Genomic DNA, 17,083 nt, shown 5'->3' with positions numbered 1-17,083 from the left:
GGGCGCGGGGAACTGCGCGACCAGCCACAACGCACCCGCACCCGAAAACGAACCGCACGAAAACTAGACGTACCGCTCCAAAATGGAAGACTCGGCCAGCCGCGAGAGCCCCTCCCGCACGCTACGGGCCCGAGCCTCCCCCACCCCGTCGACAGCCTGAAGATCATCCACGCTGGCAGCGAGCAACTTCTGCAGACCCCCGAAGTGCTCCACCAGCCGATCGATGATCGCCCCCGGCAGCCGAGGCACCTTCGCCAGCAACCGGAACCCGCGGGGCGAAACCGCGGAGTCCAACGACTCGGGAGACGCGGTGTACCCCAACCCCCGCGCCACCGTGCCCAGTTCGAGCAACTCCGCATGGCTCAGCGCGTCCAGCTCGAACAACGCCTCCTCCACCGTGCGCGACCGCTTCGCCGTCGGCTCGGGCACGTAGTCCCGCACGACCAGCTCACGGTCCGGCTCGACCCCGGCGATCAGCTCCTCCAACTGGAGCGCGAGCAGCCGCCCGTCCGTGCCCAGCTCGACCACGTACTCCGCGATCTCGGTGGCGATGCGCCGGACCATCTCCAGGCGCTGCGCGACCGCGGAGACGTCCCGGACCGTCACCAGGTCCTCGATCTCCAGCGCGGACAGCGTGCCCGCGACCTCGTCCAGGCGGAGCTTGTACCGCTCCAGCGTGGCCAGCGCCTGGTTGGCGCGGGAGAGGATCGCCGCCGAGTCCTCCAGGACCCGGCGCTGCCCGTCGACGTACAGCGCGATCAGCCGCATCGACTGGGACACCGAGACCACGGGGAAACCGACCTGCTTGGAGACGCGGTCGGCGGTGCGGTGCCGGGTGCCGGTCTCCTCGGTGGGGATCGTGGGGTCCGGGACGAGCTGGACGCCGGCGCGCAGGATCTTCGACAGGTCCGAGGAGAGGACGATGCCGCCGTCCAGCTTGCACAGCTCGCGCAGCCGGGTCGCGGTGAACTCCACGTCCAGCACGAAACCGCCGGTGCACATCGCCTCGACCGTCTTGTCCCAGCCCAGCAGGATCAGCCCGCCGGTGTTGCCGCGCAGGACCCGCTCCAGACCGTCGCGCAGGGCCGTGCCCGGGGCGACGGCGCTCAGCGAGGCGCGCATCAGGCCATCGGCACCGGCACTCCCACCGGACTTTCCGGGAGCTGCTGCCCGGTCGTTGGCTGCCACTGCACTCCTCCGGTCGCAGGTTCTGACGCGCTTCCGTCACGGCACGCGTTTCGCACGGACGGGCGAGACCTGCGCAAAGTCTACCGGCGGTCCTCCGTCTCCCGCGGGGCCTCTCGGCGACGGGAGCGCGGCAGCACCCGCAGCGCGTCGCCCATGTCGGCCACTTCCACGACCTTCATCCCGGCCGGGACCTTGCCCGGATCGCCCGGTACGAGCGCGTGCGTGAAGCCCAGCCGGGCCGCCTCGGCGAGCCTGCGCTGCACGCCGGTGACGCGTCTGACCTCGCCGGCGAGACCCACCTCACCGATGGCGACCAGGTTCTTCGGCAACGGGGTGTCGCTGGCCGCCGAGGCGAGCGCCAGCGCGATGGCCAGGTCGGCGGCGGGCTCGGACAGCTTCACCCCGCCGACGGTCGCGGAGTAGATGTCCCGCTTGCCGAGCGCGCTGATGCGGCCGCGCTGCTCCAGCACCGCCAGCATCATCGAGACGCGGGACGTCTCCAGGCCGGAGGTGGTGCGGCGGGGGGAGGGGATCTGCGAGTCCACGGTGAGCGCCTGCACCTCGGCCACCAGCGGGCGGCGCCCCTCCAGGGTCACGGTCAGACAGGTGCCGGGCACCGGCTCGGCGCGCCGGGTGAGGAAGAGGCCGCTGGGGTCGGCGAGTCCGGTGATGCCCTCGTCGTGCAGCTCGAAGCAGCCGACCTCGTCCGTCGCCCCGTACCGGTTCTTGACGCCGCGGACCAGGCGGAGGCGGGCGTGCCGGTCGCCCTCGAAGCTCAGGACCACGTCGACCAGGTGCTCCAGCAGGCGGGGGCCCGCGATGGCGCCGTCCTTGGTGACGTGGCCCACCAGCAGGGTGGACATGCCCCGCTCCTTGGAGGCGCGGATCAGGGCGCCGGCCACCTCGCGGACCTGGGCCATGCCGCCGGGGGCCCCGTCGATCTCGGGGGAGGCGACCGTCTGCACCGAGTCCAGGATCAGCAGGGCGGGCTTCACCGCGTCCAGGTGGCCGAGGACGGCGGCCAGATCGGTCTCGGCGGCGAGGTAGAGGTGGTCGTGCAGGGCGTTGATGCGGTCGGCGCGCATCCGGACCTGGCTCGCGGACTCCTCGCCGGTGACATAGAGGGTCTTGTGCTCCTCGCTCGCCGACTTGGCCGCCACGTCGAGCAGCAGCGTGGACTTGCCGACGCCCGGCTCGCCCGCGAGCAGCACCACCGCGCCGGGTACGAGTCCGCCGCCGAGCACCCGGTCCAGCTCGGGGACGCCGGTGGTGCGGGCGGTGGCCGCGCGGCCGTCGACCTGGCCGATGGGCAGGGCGGAGCTGGTGACGCGGCCCGGCGCCGTCGTACGGACCGCGGGCGCGCCGTACTCCTCGACCGTGCCCCACGCCTGGCACTCGGGGCAGCGGCCGAGCCACTTGGCCGTCTGCCAGCCGCACTCGGTGCAGCGGTAGGACGGACGCTCCTTGGCGGACTTGGTACGGGTGGCCATGCGGAAACCGTAGCCCCCGCCACTGACAACGCCCCTCGCCCGTCCCGCGACGGCGCGCGGGCGGGGGCGCACGCCGGGGTATCGGGGCGCACGCGGAGCGGATCGTTCCGGATGCCGTCCACCGGCTTCGCGCCCGCTCCCCGGAGGCCGGTGTCCCCTTATGAGGGATCGTTTCACCCGTACGGATTAAAAGTGCTCAAGGTGCAAGAAGGGGCACTCCACCGACGCCTACGGTCGCACAGGTGACGAGCAGCACTCCGGAGACCACGACCCGCACCACCGGCGCACACCGGGCGCAACGGGCGCACCGGGAGGCGCGCGACCGATCCGCGGCGCGGAACATCGCCCAGCGGGCGTCGTCGCGCCATGAGGCGTATCTGGACGGCCTGTTCACCTACTGCCTGTCGGTGCTGTGCGACCACGACGCGGCCACCGCCGCCCTGAGCGAGGTGCTCGTCATCGCCGAGCGGCGCGGCCGGCGCGACCCGCAGACCCCCGGCGACCGCCGCGCCTGGCTGTACGCGCTGGCCCGCTGGGCCTGTCTGCGCGGCCTCGCCCAGGCCCGCCGCAAACGCCAGGCCACCCACGCGGCCGGCCGCCCCGGCCCCGGCGCCCCGGCGCCCGAACCCGCGCCGCCCGTCGAGGTGCTGGAGCTGCGCCGTCGCGAACTCGCCCTGCTGGCCTGGCCGGAGGCGGCGGGGACGACGCCCGAGCAGCGCGAGGCGCTGGAGCTGGCCGTCCGTCACAAGCTGACCGCCCCCGAGGTCGCGGCCGTACTCGGCCTGGAACCCGCCGCCGCCCGCGAACTGCTGGCCTCCGCCGCCTGCGAGGTCGAACGCACCCGCGCCGCCCTCGCCGTGGTGGAGACCGGGGGCTGCCCGAGCGTGGCGCACCTCACCGGCGACAGCCAGTTGATGCTCAGCGCGGCCCTGCGCCGCGAGCTGGTCCGGCACGTCGACGACTGCCCGCGCTGCCGCCGTACCGCCGAGCGTGCCGTTCCCGGCCGCTGGCCCGGCGCCGCCGTCACTCCGGCCGAGCTACCCGTCCTCCCCGCGCCCCGCGCCGCCCTGCACTCGGCGCTCGCGCACCCGCCGCGCGCCCGGTCCGCCGCCGTGCCGCGCTTCGACCGGCGCGGCTTCCCGATGGACCCCAAAGACCGCGCGGCCCGCCGCGACAAGCTCCGCTCGCGTGCCGTCACCACGACCGTCGTCGCCACCGTCGTCGCCGCCCCGGTGCTCGCCCTGTGGGCCGCCTACCGGGGAGCCCCCACGCCCGGCGGCGACGACAGCCCCGGCGCGTCCCGCGAGGCGGACGGCCCCGGAGTGCTCGGCGACGACCCGGCCGGCGGCTACCAGAACGCGGGCAACGCCGACGTGAAGCCCGGCACCCGGCCCGCCGAGAAGGGCAAGTCGGACGTCTCCGTGGAGGTCGTCAGCGTCAACGGCGCCGGGGACCAGGGCGCCGGCCGGCTCGCGGTCGCCGCCGCCCACCACGGCGACACCACGCTGATCACCCTCAGCGCCTCCGGCGACGCCCCGGTGCGCTGGTCCGCGACCACCTCGGCGCCCTGGCTCTACCTGAGCCGGTCCGCCGGCACTCTCGACCCCGGCGACTCGGTCACGGTCAAGGTGTACGTCGACCATCTGCGCGAACCCTCGGGCCACTGGCGGGCCCGCGTGGCCGTCGCCCCGGCCGGCGCGGTCGTCACCATCGACGGGTACGGCCCGACGCCGACACCCTCGCGCCCACAGCCCAGCCCGGACCCGACGACACCGACCGCGCCGCCCTCTTCCTCCAGCCCGCCCAGCCAGTCCCCGCCGCCGTCCAGCTCGTCCCCGAGCCCGGACCCCGACCCCTCGGAGACCACCCCGTCCGACCCGCCGGAGTCGTCCCCGCCGCCCAGCGACGACGAGGACACCCCGAGCCCGGCCGACGGTTAGGGCCTGTCGTCTGGATCAGGTCGGCCGAGAGTGACTGCGCCTCTTGGCCGACCCGAGCCCCGCGACGCCGGCATGATCCAAACGACAGGCCCTAGGCCGGGTCCGCCGGATGCGGGGCCACCAGCGGCAACTGGGACGCCAGCCGCTGCTCGCACAGCTCGACCAGGCGGTCGTAACCCGCCTTGCCCATCAGCTCGGTCAGCTCGGCCCGGTAGGAGACGTAGACCGGCTCGCCCGCGCCGTGCGCCGAGGTGGCCGAGGTGCACCACCAGTGCAGATCGTGGCCGCCGGGGCCCCAGCCGCGGCGGTCGTACTCGCCGATGGACACCTGGAGGACGCGGGTGTCGTCGGGGCGGTCGATCCAGTCGTAGGTGCGGCGGATCGGCAACTGCCAGCACACGTCCGGCTTGGTCTCCAGCGGCTCCCGGCCCTCCTTGAGCGCCAGGATGTGCAGCGAGCAGCCCGCGCCGCCCTCGAAACCGGGCCGGTTCTGGAAGATGCACGAGCCCTCGAAGGGACGTGTCTGCCGCGAGCCCTCCTCGTCCTCCGAGACCCAGCCGCCGGCCAGCCCCTCGTCGTGGTGCTGCCAGATGTCCGGGGTGAGCCGGGCCACGTGCTCCGCGACCCGCTTCTCGTCGTCCTCGTCGGAGAAGTGCGCGCCCAGCGTGCAGCAGCCGTCGGCCGCGCGGCCCGCCTGGATGCCCTGGCAGCCCTGGCCGAAGATGCAGGTCCAGCGGGAGGTCAGCCAGGTCAGGTCGCAGCGGAAGACCTGCTCGTCGTCTGCGGGGTCGGGGAACTCCACCCACGCGCGCGCGAAGTCGAGGCCCTTCTCGTCATCCTTGAGGGCCTTGTCTGCTTTGCGCGGCTTGCCAGGCTTGTCGAGCTTGTTGGCCTTCGCCTTTTTCGTCTTTGGCACCCGTCCAGGGTAAGTCGCTTCAGAGCCGTACGGGCACCGCGCACAGCGGTTCTGGCAGTAGCGTTTCGCCCATGAGACTCGGTGTCCTGGACGTGGGCTCGAACACGGTGCATCTGCTGGTGGTGGACGCCCACCCCGGCGCCCGCCCGCTGCCCGCCCACTCCCACAAGGCTGACCTGCGGCTCGCCCAACTCCTCGACGACAGCGGCGCGATCGGCGACGAGGGCATCGAAAGCCTCGTCGCCGTCGTACGGGACGCCCTCCAGGCCGCCGAGGACAAGGGCGTCGAGGACCTGCTGCCGTTCGCCACCTCCGCCGTGCGCGAGGCCCGCAACGCCGACGACGTCCTCGCGCGCGTCGCCGACGAGACCGGCGTCCGCCTCCAGGTGCTCAGCGGCGCCGAGGAGGCCCGGCTCACCTTCCTCGCCGTCCGCCGCTGGTTCGGCTGGTCCGCGGGCAAGCTGCTCGTCCTCGACATCGGCGGCGGCTCGCTGGAGATCGCCTACGGCATCGACGAGGAGCCGGACGCGGCCGCCTCCCTGCCGCTCGGCGCCGGCCGCCTCACCGCGGGCTGGCTGCGGCAGGACCCCCCGACGTCCGAGGAGGTGCGCGCGCTGCGCCGCCACGCGCGCGCGGAGATCGCCCGTACCGTCGGGGAGTTCAGCCGCTTCGGCGCCCCCGACCATGTCGTCGCCACCTCCAAGACCTTCAAGCAGCTCGCCCGGATCGCGGGCGCGGCGCGGGACGCCGACGGCCTCTATGTACAGCGCGAGCTGAAGCGGGAGTCGCTGGAGGCATGGGTGCCCCGGCTCGCCGCGATGTCCGCCCAGCAGCGCGCCGAGCTGCCCGGAGTCTCCGAGGGGCGGGCCGGGCAGATCCTCGCCGGGGCGCTGGTGGCCGAGGGGGCGATGGACCTGTTCGGCGTGGAGAGCCTGGAGATCTGCCCGTGGGCGCTGCGCGAGGGCGTGATCCTGCGGCGCCTGGACCACATGGGCTCGGCGTGAGCCGTAGGCGGGCCCGCGATGGCGAAGCTCACACCGCAGCGGGGACACCCCGCGTCCCCGCCGCCCCACCCCGTAAGGTGTGTCCGTGGCTGAACCAAGGGACGTAAAGGTCGCCCTGTCGACGGCCTCGGTCTACCCGGAGTCGACGGCGACGGCCTTCGAGATCGCCGCGCGCCTCGGCTACGACGGCGTCGAGGTCATGGTGTGGACCGACCCCGTCAGCCAGGACATCGAGGCGCTGCGCCGCCTCTCCGACCACCACGGCGTGCCGATCCTCGCCGTGCACGCGCCCTGTCTGCTGATCACCCAGCGGGTCTGGTCCACCGACCCGTGGACCAAGCTGCGCCGCGCGCAGTCGGCCGCCGAGAAACTGGGCGCCTCCACCGTCGTCGTCCACCCGCCCTTCCGCTGGCAGCGGCAGTACGCCCGCGACTTCGTCGACGGTATCTGGCGCATGGCCGACGAGACCGACGTGCGGTTCGCCGTCGAGAACATGTACCCCTGGCGCTACCGCGACCGCGAACTGCTCGCCTACGCCCCCGAGTGGGACGTCACCAAGGACGACTACCGGCACTTCACGATCGACCTCAGCCACACCGCGACCGCCCGCACCGACGCCCTCGGCATGATCGACCGCATGGGCGACCGGCTCGGCCACGTCCACCTCGCCGACGGCCGGGGTTCCGCCAAGGACGAGCACCTGGTGCCCGGCCGCGGCACCCAGCCCTGCGCCGAGCTGCTCGACCGCCTCAGCCGCACCGGCTTCGACGGCCATGTCGTCATCGAGGTCAACACCCGCCGGGCCATGTCCAGCGCCGAACGCGAGGCCGACCTCGCCGAGGCCCTCGCCTTCACCCGCCGCCACCTCGCGGCCGGCGCGCGGGTGCCCCGGCCGTGAGCGAGCCCACCGCACGGCGCCGGGGCCGGCCCCCGCGCGCCGAGTCCGGCGACACTCGCGACCGCATCCTCGACGCCGCCCGCGAGGAGTTCTCCGAACGCGGCTACGAGAAGACCTCCGTACGCGGCATCGCCAAGGCCGCCGGGGTCGACTCCGCGCTGGTCCACCACTACTTCGGCACCAAGGAGCAGGTCTTCGAGGCCGCAGTCTCGGTCGCGTTCGCGCCCGCCCTCGCCGCGCCGGACGCGATCGCCGAGGGCCCGCTGGACTCCGTGGGGGAGCGGCTGACCCGGTTCGTGCTGGGTGTGTGGGAGAACCCCGCGACCCGTACGCCGCTGCTGGCCATCGTCCGCTCCGCCGTCAACAACGACACTGCCGCCGCCGTGTTCCGCCGGCTGATCGCCGCCCAGGTGCTGCGCCGGATCGCCGGGCGCCTGGACGTGTCCGACGCCGAGCTGCGGGTCGAGCTGGCCGCCGCGCAACTGGTCGGCACGGCCATGCTGCGGTACGTGATCAAGGTCGAGCCGCTGGCCTCGGCCGACCTGGAGTGGATCGTGGCCCGGCTGGCGCCGGTGGTGCAGGGGCATCTCACGGGGGAGTGAGGCGGGGGGCGCGGCGAGGAGGCGCGCGGCGAGGGGGCCGCGGCGAGAGGGCGCGCGGCAGGCCGGGCGCCAAGACGTCCGTCCCGCATTCCGGACACTTCGTCCCGCCCCGTGGATGACCGGCGTACGCTCGGGAGCAGTCGAAAGTCCCTCTGACCCGACTTCTCACGAAGGAGCGAGCGACGATGCCCGAGCTGAGGTCCCGCACAGTCACCCACGGCCGCAACATGGCGGGCGCCCGCGCCCTTATGCGTGCCTCGGGTGTACCCGGCGCGGACATCGGCCGCAAGCCCGTCATCGCGGTCGCCAACTCCTTCACCGAGTTCGTCCCCGGCCACACCCACCTCCAGCCGGTCGGCCGCATCGTCAGCGAGGCGATCACCGCGGCGGGCGGCATCCCGCGCGAGTTCAACACCATCGCCGTGGACGACGGCATCGCCATGGGCCACGGCGGCATGCTCTACTCCCTGCCCTCCCGCGACCTGATCGCGGACTCGGTGGAGTACATGGTGGAGGCCCACTGCGCCGACGCCCTGGTCTGCATCTCCAACTGCGACAAGATCACGCCGGGCATGCTGATGGCCGCGCTGCGCCTGAACATCCCGACCGTGTTCGTCTCCGGCGGGCCCATGGAGTCCGGCCGCGCCACCCTGGTCGACGGCACCGTGCGCACACTGGACCTGGTCGACGCGATCTCCGACGCGGTCAACGACAAGATCTCCGACGAGGACATCCTCCGCATCGAGGAGAACGCCTGCCCGACCTGCGGTAGCTGTTCCGGCATGTTCACCGCCAACTCGATGAACTGCCTCACCGAGGCCATCGGCCTCTCCCTGCCCGGCAACGGCTCGGTCCTCGCCACGCACACGGCCCGCAAGGCCCTGTACGAGAACGCCGCCCGCACGGTCATGGACATCACCCGCCGGTACTACGAGCAGGACGACGAGACGGTCCTGCCCCGCGCCATCGCCTCCTTCGCGGCCTTCGAGAACGCCATGGCGCTGGACATCGCCATGGGCGGCTCCACCAACACGATCCTGCACCTGCTGGCCGCCGCCCAGGAGGCGGGCGTCCCCTTCGGCCTCCCGGAGATCGACGCCGTCTCCCGCCGCGTCCCGTGCCTGGCCAAGGTCGCGCCCAACGTGGCCAAGAACCGCACGTACTACATGGAGGACGTGCACCGCGCCGGCGGCATCCCCGCCCTCCTCGGCGAACTGCACCGCGCCGGCCTGCTCAACGAGGACGTGACGTCCGTCCACAGCCCGTCCCTGGCCGACTGGCTGAAGACCTGGGACGTGCGCGGCGGCTCCCCGTCCGCCGAGGCCGTCGAGCTGTGGCACGCGGCCCCCGGCTGCGTCCGCTCCGCCGAAGCCTTCTCCCAGTCCGAGCGCTGGGACTCCCTGGACGACGACGCCGAGGGCGGCTGCATCCGCTCCGCCGAGCACGCCTACTCCCAGGACGGCGGCCTCGCCGTCCTCAAGGGCAACCTCGCCGTCGACGGCTGCGTGGTGAAGACCGCGGGCGTCGACGAGTCGGTGTGGACCTTCGAGGGCCCCGCCGTGGTCTGCGAGTCCCAGGAGGAGGCCGTCCAGCGCATCCTCACCCAGGAGGTCAAGGACGGCGACGTGGTGGTCATCCGCTACGAGGGCCCCAAGGGCGGACCCGGCATGCAGGAGATGCTCTACCCGACCTCGTACCTCAAGGGCCGCGGCCTCGGGAAGACCTGCGCCCTGATCACCGACGGCCGCTTCTCCGGCGGCACCTCGGGCCTCTCCATCGGCCACGCCTCCCCCGAAGCGGCCTCCGGCGGCACCATCGCCCTGGTCCAGGACGGCGACCGCATCCGCATCGACATCCCGAACCGCACCATCGAACTCCTGGTGGACGACGCCGAACTCGCCCGCCGCGAAGCCGAGTTGAACGGCGTCTACGCCCCCGCCAACCGCACCCGCAAGGTCTCCACCGCCCTGCGCGCCTACGCGGCCATGGCCACCAGCGCCGACCGGGGCGCCGTCCGCGACGTCTCCCTCCTGGGCTGACCCCTCCGGCTGACCCGGCGGCCGGTGCGCTCAACGCTCACCAGGCCGCCGGATCACCCGTGTTCACCGCGAACACCGAACCGTCCGGCGCCCCGGCGTACACATGGCCCAACGCCGGCACCGGCGTGGGCAGCCCCGCCGTCACCCGGTCCGCCCGCGCGCCGAGCCGGGGACGGGTCTGACCCGCGTGGGTGCCCCGGCGGGCGTCCACCGCGAGCAGCCGCCCGTCGGCGGCCGAGAAGTACACCCGCCGCCCGTCCGCCACCGGCGCCGAACCCCGGCTCACCGTCGTCTCCAGGTGCCACAACGGCTTGCCCGCCGCCATGTCCACCGCGTCCAGGCCCCCGTTGGCCGCGAGCAGGTACACCACCCCGTCCCGCACGGTGGCCTGGGCGTCCGGCCGCGGCCCCAGCAGCGGCACCCGGCGCGTGGCGCCCGACTTCACCTCGTACCGCACCAGCCCCTCGGTGTCCCCGTAGACCGGGTCGTCGTCGAGGAAGTACACGAACCCGCCCCCGGCGCCGACCGGTTCGACCATCCCGGACATCCGCTCGCTCCACCGCACGGCCCCGGTCCCGGGGTCGAACGCCGTGACCCGTGTGCTCTTCCCGTCCGCCGAGGTCACCGTCGCGTACCCGTCGCCCCCGGTACCGAAGGCGTCGACACGCGGCCGGGTGCCGTCCGGCAACGGCAGCCGCCACTTCTCCTTCCCCGAACCGCTCTCCTCGCCCATGACCACCCCGTCCGCCCGGGTCGTCACCAGCGTGTCCCCGATGTACCGCGTCCCGGTGTCCCCGGCCAGCTCCCGTTCCCCACGCGTGCGCCCGGTGCCCGGATCGAGCGCCGTGAGCCGTCCGCTCTGGTTCCGCAGCCGCAGCAACCCGCCCGATACGACGGGTGGGTCACTCCACAACGCCCCCGCGAACGCCCGCCGCCACACCACGGACCCCTTCACCGGGTCCAGCGCGAACACCGCCCCGTCCGCCGTGCACAGCAACGTGCCCGCTCCCATCACGCACCGGGGCGCACCGGGCACCCCGGCCACCGCCTCCGAGCGCCACCCGTCGAACCCGGCCGCCGTCACCGCCGGAGCCGCCTGCCGCCGCGCCCCCTGCCCGGTTCCGGCCCACTGCACCGAGGCCAGCACGCCGCCGACGGCCAGCACCGCAGCCGTGGCCGCCGCCAGCACCGGCCACCCACGCCACCGTGACCGCTTCGGCGAGGCCGACCCGTGCGCGAGATCTGGCTCCTCCCGCTGTGGAGCGTCCCCGCCCCCGACCGCTCCTCCCTCCCGCTGCGCCGGTATGAACGCCTGCGTGTCGTAGGACGCCGCCACCGAACGCAACGCCAGCATCAGCTCGTCCGGCGTCGGCCGGTCCTCCGGCTCCTTGGCCAGACACCGCCGCACCAGCGGCGCGAGCCCCTCCGGCACCCCGGCCAGCTCCGGCTCGTCGTGCACCACCTGGTAGGCCACGACATAGGGACTGTCCGAGTCGAACGGCCCCCGCCCGGTCGCCGCGTGCACGATCACCGACCCGAGCGCGAACACGTCCGCCGCCGGCCCCACCTCCCGGGGCCGCCGGAACTGCTCCGGCGCCATGAACGGCGGCGTGCCGATCAACTTCCCCGTCTCGGTGCGCAGTTCGCTGTCCGTCGGCCGGGAGATCCCGAAGTCGATGACCTTCGGTCCGTCCTCGGCCAGCAGCACGTTCCCCGGCTTGAGATCCCGGTGCACCACACCGACCCGGTGAATGTCCCTCAGCGCCTCGGCGAGCCCGGCCATCAGCCGCCGCACCTGCGCGGGCTCCATCGGCCCGTTCCGCTTCACCTGCTGCGACAGCGTCGGCCCGGGGATGAACAGCGTCGCCATCCACGGCCGCGCCGCCTCCGGGTCCGCGTCCACCACCGGCGCGGTGAACGCACCGCTCACCCGCCGCGCGGCCGCCACCTCCTGCCGGAACCGCCCCCGGAACTCGGGGTCCCGCGCGAACTCCGCGTGCACCACCTTCACCGCCACCCGCATCCCGGAGGCGCTGCGGGCCAGATGCACCACACCCATCCCGCCGGAACCGAGCCGCGACTCCAGCCGGTAGTGGCCTGCGTAATCCGGAAGTTCCGCTTCCGCGCCGGCTCCGGTGCTGTGCCGTGGCGCCATGGACCACCCCCGTGCTCATCGGCCGCGCGCGCGACGAAAGGAGCCTATTCGATTGCCCGTACGACACCGAGGCGGCTTGCTAACCTCCGCCTGCGAGTCGCGGCGCAGCCGTGGCCCGCCCGCCCGTCCGGCACCCGTACGCGATGCCCGGCGAGCGGCGTCACCACCCCGTGGCCGTCACGGGGTGTCACGGGGGAGGTATCTCATGTCCGACGACCACGCGCACACGATCGCGGCCGACCCGGCGACAGCCGTCGCCACAGCCACCGCGCCTCGCTTTCCGATCGCACCGGGCGTCACCCTGAACGTCCGCAGCGGCCCCGGCACCGGCTACGGCATCGTCCGCACGCTGCCCGCCGGCTCCAGCGTCACCCTCTACTGCCAGACACCCGGCACCACCGTGACCGGCCCGTACGGCACCACGAACATCTGGGACAACATCGGCTCCGGCGAGTACGTGTCCGACGCCTATGTGCACACCGGCAGCGACGGCTACGTGACCGGCCGCTGCGGCTGACGCCCCACCCCCGAGCCCGCCGGAGGACCGAGCCATAATCGACGCGTGAGCGACGAGACCGGCACCGACACCGCCCCGGCGGGCTCCACGGGCGGCCCCCGCCCCGAACCCCTCCGCTTCTTCGGCACGACCTGGGTGGACCACAGCGGCGGCTACACGCTCCGCCGCGCCGCCGTCGCCATCGGCGCCCTCGTCGCGGCCGCCGTCTCCTGCCTGATCCTGCGCCTGGCCTACCAGGGCCTCCAGATCGCCGGTACCGGTTCCTTCGTGACCGTCCTGGTCATCGCCATGTTCGCGGTGTGCAGCGCGCTCGCCTTCCGCACCACCTGGGACAACTTCGGCCGCCGCCCCGACCCCGAACGCCAGGCCCGCCTGCGCGGCCTGCTCGCCGTCGGCTTCGTCGGCACCCTCCTCGCCTGGTCGGCCCGCTCCTTCACCGAGGCGCCCGGCGAGAAACTGCACCGCACCGAGTACGACACGGCCCGCGCCGAGTACGAGCGCACCCAGTCCCGGCGCACGGGCAACCCGGCGAAGGCCCGCAAGAAGCGCCGCGCCTGACCCCGGCGTCGGCACCAGGGCGGACGGCACGAAACCACTGTCCCCACCGGCCCCACGCCGAGCACCATGGGCGGCATGACCGCACCGGAAGTCCCCACCGCCGACGCCCGCGCCCACTCCTTCAACGTGGCCGCCGCGCAGTACGCCGAGAACCGCCCCTCCTATCCGCCCGCGCTCTTCGACACCATCGAGGAACTCACCGGCCGCCCCCTGACCGGGGCCCGGGCCGTGGACGTGGGCGCGGGCACCGGCATCGCCAGCGAGCTGCTGCACCGGCGGGGCGCCGACGTGCTCGCCGTCGAACCGGGCGCGGGCATGGCCGCCGAGTTCCGCCGCCGGAACCCACACCTCCCACTGGTCCGGGGCAGCGGCGACGCCCTTCCCGTGGCCGACGCCCACGCCGACCTCGTCACCTACGCCCAGGCATGGCACTGGACCGATCCGGCCCGCTCGGTGCCGGAGGCGCTGCGTGCGCTGCGGCCGGGCGGCGCGCTCGCGCTCTGGTGGAACACCGACGCCATAGACGTCGACTGGATCGCCGCGGCCGCCACGCGCGCCGCCCGGTTCCTCGGCCTGCCCGTGCACACCGAGCAGCGCAAGGCCGCCGACCGCGTCGCCACCGCCGATCCCAGCGGCCGGCTCGACTTCGTCCGGCGCTCGGTCCGCTGGAGCCGTCACGTGCCGCTCGACACCCACCTGGCCAACATCGGCAGTCATTCCGCTTTCCTCCTCGCCCCCGAGCCCGCCCGCTCCGAATTCTTCGACGCCGAGCGAGCCCACCTGATCAAGGTCTTCCCCGACGGCCTGGTCGAGGAGACGTACGAGGTGGTTGTGCTCGTCGCCACCACCCCGGAACCCCTGACCCGCCCCTGACCGGCCCCGGAGCCGACCCCGACCCAACCCTGAGCCGAGACGGCCCGACCCTGACACGGCTCCTTGACGGCACCCCTTGACGGCACCCCGGCTCGGGCACATTATTCATCATGTGATGAATAATGTGCCCGAGTCACCCCAGCCGACGGCACCCGACGCCGTCCGCGCCGCCGGACTCACTGTCGTACGCGGCAACCGCACCGTCCTCAACGACCTCCACTTCGCCGTCCCCCGAGGCCGGATCACCGGCCTGCTCGGCCCCTCCGGCTGCGGCAAGTCCACGCTGATCCGCGCCATCACCGGCACCCAGGCCAAGGTCACCGGCACCCTCGACGTCCTCGGCAGCCCCGCCGGCCACCCCACCCTGCGCAGCCGCATCGGCTACGTCACCCAGGCCCCCTCGGTCTACGACGACCTCACCGTCGAGCAGAACCTCGACTACTTCGCCGCGATCCTCGACCCCGGCCGCGCTGCCGCCGACCGCCGCCGCGAACACGTCACCCGCGCCATCGCCGACGTCGACCTCACCACCCACGCCGACGCCCTCGCCGGAAACCTCTCCGGCGGCCAGCGCAGCCGCGTCTCCCTCGCCGTCGCCCTCCTCGGCACCCCCGACCTGCTCGTCCTCGACGAACCGACCGTCGGCCTCGACCCCGTACTCCGCCGCGACCTCTGGAACCTCTTCCACCAGCTCGCCGGCCGCGGCACCACCCTCCTCGTCTCCTCCCACGTCATGGACGAGGCCGAGCGCTGCCACCGCCTCCTCCTCATGCGCGACGGACACGTCCTCGCCGACGACACCCCCGAGAACCTGCGCACCCGCACCGCCACCGACACCGTGGAGGACGCCTTCCTGCGCCTCGTCGACGAAGCGGACGACCGCACCAAGGAGCCGACCCGATGAGCACCACCACCCCGGCCGCGCCGACCGCCGCGTTCAGCACCGCCCGCACCACCGCGACCGCCGCCCGCGTCCTTCGCCAGCTCCGCCACGACCCCAGGACCATCGCCCTGATGCTCCTCGTCCCCTGCCTGATGCTGGTCCTGCTGCGCTACGTCTTCGACGCCAGCCCGCGCACCTTCGACAGCATCGGCGCCTCACTGCTCGGGATCTTCCCGCTGATCACGATGTTCCTGGTGACTTCCATCGCCACCCTGCGCGAACGCACCTCGGGCACCCTCGAACGCCTCCTCGCGATGCCCCTCGGCAAGGCCGACCTCATCGCCGGCTACGCGCTCGCCTTCGGCGCCGTGGCCGTCGTCCAGTCCGCGCTCGCCACCGGCCTCGCCGTCTGGCTGCTCGGCCTGGACGTCACCGGCTCACCCTGGCTGCTCCTACTGGTCGCCCTCCTGGACGCCCTGCTCGGCACCGCCCTCGGCCTCTTCGTCTCGGCCTTCGCCGCCTCGGAGTTCCAGGCGGTCCAGTTCATGCCGGCGGTGATCTTCCCCCAGCTCCTCCTGTGCGGCCTCTTCACGCCCCGCGCGGACATGCACCCTCTATTGGAGGCCGTTTCCGACGTCCTGCCCATGTCGTACGCCGTCGACGGCATGAACGAGGTCCTCCACCACACCGACCTGACCTCGGCCTTCGTCCGCGACGTACTGATCGTCGCCGGATGCGCGCTCCTGGTCCTCGCCCTCGGCGCCGCCACCCTGCGCCGCCGCACCGACTGAGGCCGCGTCCGCCCACCGGACAAAGGCCCCACCCGCCGTGTCCCCGGTGCGAGGATGAACCGCATGAGCCAGAAAGTCGCAGTCCTCGGCACCGGCAAGATCGGCGAAGCCCTGCTCAGCGGGATGATCCGGGGCGGCTGGGCGCCCGCCGACCTCCTGGTCACCGCCCGCCGCCCGGAGCGCGCCGAGGAACTCCGTGCCCGCCATGGAGTCACCCCGGTCACCAACACCGAGGCCGCGAAGAGCGCCGACACCCTGATCCTCACGGTCAAGCCGCAGGACATGGGTGCCCTCCTGGACGAACTCGCTCCCCATGTCCCCGCCGACCGCCTGATCATCAGCGGCGCCGCGGGCATCCCCACCTCGTTCTTCGAGGAGCGGCTCGCCGAGGGCACCCCGGTCGTCCGCGTCATGACGAACACCCCGGCCCTGGTGGACGAGGCCATGTCCGTCATCTCGCCGGGCAGCCACGCCACCGAGGAGCACGTCGCCACCGCCGAGGAGATCTTCGGCGCCGTGGGCCAGACCCTCCGCGTCCCCGAGGGCCAGCAGGACGCCTGCACCGCGCTCTCGGGTTCGGGCCCGGCGTACTTCTTCTATCTGGTCGAGGCCATGACGGACGCCGGCATCCTGCTCGGTCTGCCCCGCGACAAGGCCCACGAGCTGATCGTGCAGTCCGCGATCGGCGCCGCGACGATGCTCCGCGACAGCGGCGAGCACCCGGTCAAGCTCCGCGAGAACGTCACCTCGCCGGCCGGTACGACCATCAACGCCATCCGCGAGCTGGAGAACCACGGGGTACGGGCCGCCCTCATCGCGGCCCTGGAAGCGGCCCGCGACCGCAGCCGTGAGCTGGCCTCCGGCAAGAAGGACTGACCCCGGCAAGATCTTTGCGGAGGGGGGTTGACACCGCCCTCCCAGATGCGTAATGTACTCCGAGCTGTCCGACGTGAGCGCCGACTCCGGTCGGTCCCCGGACAGCCATCTCGCAAGGCCCACTACTCATCGACACTTGCTGTCGCATGCTCGTGTGCGCATTTGCGAAATGAGGAATCCGTGTTCGAAAGGACGCGGCCCCCGATTAGCTCGGGAGCCGGGAATCCGCTAAAGTCTCACTCGTCGGAACGGCCCAGAGGGCCGGGAAGACAACCCCCTCTGACTGGGAATCAGACGCCGAAAGGATCTGATAGAGTCGGAACCGCCGGAAAGGAAAGCGCGAAAGCGAAGAC

15 protein-coding genes are annotated in these 17,083 nt (G+C 73.1%); 11 read left to right on the top strand and 4 right to left on the bottom strand.

From position 1 onward, the window contains the following. Nucleotides 1–63: 63 nt before the first annotated feature. Both disA and radA read right to left on the bottom strand, forming a co-directional pair. Entirely contained in the window at nucleotides 64–1,188 is a 1,125-nt protein-coding gene (gene disA, locus ACZ3HQ_RS09180) for a DNA integrity scanning diadenylate cyclase DisA (RefSeq protein ID WP_135787480.1), read from the bottom strand. An 80-nt stretch (nucleotides 1,189–1,268) separates the two neighbouring features. Then, nucleotides 1,269–2,678, bottom strand: a complete 1,410-nt coding sequence (radA, locus tag ACZ3HQ_RS09175) for a DNA repair protein RadA (protein ID WP_467509087.1) — start codon at nucleotides 2,676–2,678, stop codon at nucleotides 1,269–1,271. Nucleotides 2,679–2,920: 242 nt separating this feature from the next. Between radA and ACZ3HQ_RS09170 the strand changes: the two genes are divergently transcribed. Next, nucleotides 2,921–4,618 carry a BACON domain-containing protein gene (locus tag ACZ3HQ_RS09170; RefSeq protein ID WP_467509086.1) on the top strand — a complete coding sequence of 566 codons (1,698 nt, stop codon included), beginning with the start codon at nucleotides 2,921–2,923 and terminating at the stop codon, nucleotides 4,616–4,618. A 91-nt stretch (nucleotides 4,619–4,709) separates the two neighbouring features. On the opposite strand, the gene ACZ3HQ_RS09165 is transcribed toward ACZ3HQ_RS09170, so the two are convergent. Further along, on the bottom strand, nucleotides 4,710–5,534 hold the full coding sequence (locus ACZ3HQ_RS09165) for a DUF3109 family protein (RefSeq protein WP_467509085.1): 825 nt from the start codon (nucleotides 5,532–5,534) through the stop codon (nucleotides 4,710–4,712). A 71-nt stretch (nucleotides 5,535–5,605) separates the two neighbouring features. Here ACZ3HQ_RS09165 and ACZ3HQ_RS09160 point away from each other — a divergent pair, with 71 nt between their 5' ends. The 4 genes from ACZ3HQ_RS09160 to ilvD all read left to right on the top strand — a co-directional run bounded on the left by ACZ3HQ_RS09160 (nucleotide 5,606) and on the right by ilvD (nucleotide 10,077). Next, the gene (locus ACZ3HQ_RS09160) at nucleotides 5,606–6,538 is read left to right on the top strand and encodes a Ppx/GppA family phosphatase (RefSeq protein WP_467509084.1); all 933 of its coding nucleotides are present in this window, start codon (nucleotides 5,606–5,608) and stop codon (nucleotides 6,536–6,538) included. Nucleotides 6,539–6,623: 85 nt separating this feature from the next. After that, nucleotides 6,624–7,436: a sugar phosphate isomerase/epimerase family protein gene (locus tag ACZ3HQ_RS09155; RefSeq protein WP_467509083.1), complete on the top strand. Its 813-nt coding sequence runs from the start codon at nucleotides 6,624–6,626 to the stop codon at nucleotides 7,434–7,436. After that, nucleotides 7,433–8,038 (top strand): TetR/AcrR family transcriptional regulator, encoded by a 606-nt coding sequence (locus tag ACZ3HQ_RS09150; protein WP_467509082.1) that lies wholly within the window; start codon nucleotides 7,433–7,435, stop codon nucleotides 8,036–8,038. The genes ACZ3HQ_RS09155 and ACZ3HQ_RS09150 overlap by 4 nt, the downstream gene beginning before the upstream one ends. A 185-nt stretch (nucleotides 8,039–8,223) precedes the next feature. Next, nucleotides 8,224–10,077 (top strand): dihydroxy-acid dehydratase, encoded by a 1,854-nt coding sequence (gene ilvD / locus ACZ3HQ_RS09145; RefSeq protein WP_467509081.1) that lies wholly within the window; start codon nucleotides 8,224–8,226, stop codon nucleotides 10,075–10,077. 37 nt (nucleotides 10,078–10,114) lie between these two features. On the opposite strand, the gene ACZ3HQ_RS09140 is transcribed toward ilvD, so the two are convergent. Then, nucleotides 10,115–12,232 carry a protein kinase domain-containing protein gene (locus tag ACZ3HQ_RS09140; RefSeq protein ID WP_467509080.1) on the bottom strand — a complete coding sequence of 706 codons (2,118 nt, stop codon included), beginning with the start codon at nucleotides 12,230–12,232 and terminating at the stop codon, nucleotides 10,115–10,117. A gap of 205 nt (nucleotides 12,233–12,437) precedes the next feature. On the opposite strand from ACZ3HQ_RS09140, the gene ACZ3HQ_RS09135 reads away from it, so the two are divergent. The 6 genes from ACZ3HQ_RS09135 (at nucleotide 12,438) to proC (ending at nucleotide 16,730) form a co-directional block, all read left to right on the top strand. Next, nucleotides 12,438–12,749 (top strand): SH3 domain-containing protein, encoded by a 312-nt coding sequence (locus ACZ3HQ_RS09135; RefSeq protein WP_467509079.1) that lies wholly within the window; start codon nucleotides 12,438–12,440, stop codon nucleotides 12,747–12,749. A 45-nt stretch (nucleotides 12,750–12,794) separates the two neighbouring features. Beyond that, nucleotides 12,795–13,307, top strand: a complete 513-nt coding sequence (locus tag ACZ3HQ_RS09130; protein WP_467509078.1) for an EamA/RhaT family transporter — start codon at nucleotides 12,795–12,797, stop codon at nucleotides 13,305–13,307. Nucleotides 13,308–13,382: 75 nt separating this feature from the next. Further along, nucleotides 13,383–14,180, top strand: coding sequence for a class I SAM-dependent methyltransferase (locus ACZ3HQ_RS09125; RefSeq protein ID WP_467509077.1), 798 nt, complete (start codon nucleotides 13,383–13,385; stop codon nucleotides 14,178–14,180). A gap of 115 nt (nucleotides 14,181–14,295) precedes the next feature. After that, a complete protein-coding gene (locus tag ACZ3HQ_RS09120) occupies nucleotides 14,296–15,084 on the top strand; it encodes an ABC transporter ATP-binding protein (protein WP_467509076.1) in 789 nt (262 codons plus the stop codon). Continuing rightward, entirely contained in the window at nucleotides 15,081–15,854 is a 774-nt protein-coding gene (locus ACZ3HQ_RS09115) for an ABC transporter permease (protein WP_467509075.1), read from the top strand. Before ACZ3HQ_RS09120 ends, ACZ3HQ_RS09115 begins: the two co-directional genes overlap by 4 nt. 63 nt (nucleotides 15,855–15,917) lie before the next feature. Continuing rightward, the gene (proC, locus tag ACZ3HQ_RS09110) at nucleotides 15,918–16,730 is read left to right on the top strand and encodes a pyrroline-5-carboxylate reductase (RefSeq protein ID WP_467509074.1); all 813 of its coding nucleotides are present in this window, start codon (nucleotides 15,918–15,920) and stop codon (nucleotides 16,728–16,730) included. Nucleotides 16,731–17,083 lie beyond the last annotated feature (353 nt).

This window comes from Streptomyces sp. NPDC018263 (genome assembly GCF_055562575.1).
Note: the sequence above shows the minus strand (reverse complement) of the source record. Positions and strands in the feature narration are given on the sequence as shown.

Excerpts from the sequence above, each read along its gene's own strand:
- ACZ3HQ_RS09140 (WP_467509080.1), bottom strand. The coding sequence starts at position 12,232 with ATGGCGCCACGGCACAGCACCGGAGCCGGCGCGGAAGCGGAACTTCCG.
- ACZ3HQ_RS09125 (WP_467509077.1), top strand. The coding sequence starts at position 13,383 with ATGACCGCACCGGAAGTCCCCACCGCCGACGCCCGCGCCCACTCCTTC.
- ACZ3HQ_RS09135 (WP_467509079.1), top strand. The coding sequence starts at position 12,438 with ATGTCCGACGACCACGCGCACACGATCGCGGCCGACCCGGCGACAGCC.
- ilvD (WP_467509081.1), top strand. The coding sequence starts at position 8,224 with ATGCCCGAGCTGAGGTCCCGCACAGTCACCCACGGCCGCAACATGGCG.
- ACZ3HQ_RS09160 (WP_467509084.1), top strand. The coding sequence starts at position 5,606 with ATGAGACTCGGTGTCCTGGACGTGGGCTCGAACACGGTGCATCTGCTG.
- radA (WP_467509087.1), bottom strand. The coding sequence starts at position 2,678 with ATGGCCACCCGTACCAAGTCCGCCAAGGAGCGTCCGTCCTACCGCTGC.
- ACZ3HQ_RS09120 (WP_467509076.1), top strand. The coding sequence starts at position 14,296 with ATGAATAATGTGCCCGAGTCACCCCAGCCGACGGCACCCGACGCCGTC.
- ACZ3HQ_RS09115 (WP_467509075.1), top strand. The coding sequence starts at position 15,081 with ATGAGCACCACCACCCCGGCCGCGCCGACCGCCGCGTTCAGCACCGCC.
- proC (WP_467509074.1), top strand. The coding sequence starts at position 15,918 with ATGAGCCAGAAAGTCGCAGTCCTCGGCACCGGCAAGATCGGCGAAGCC.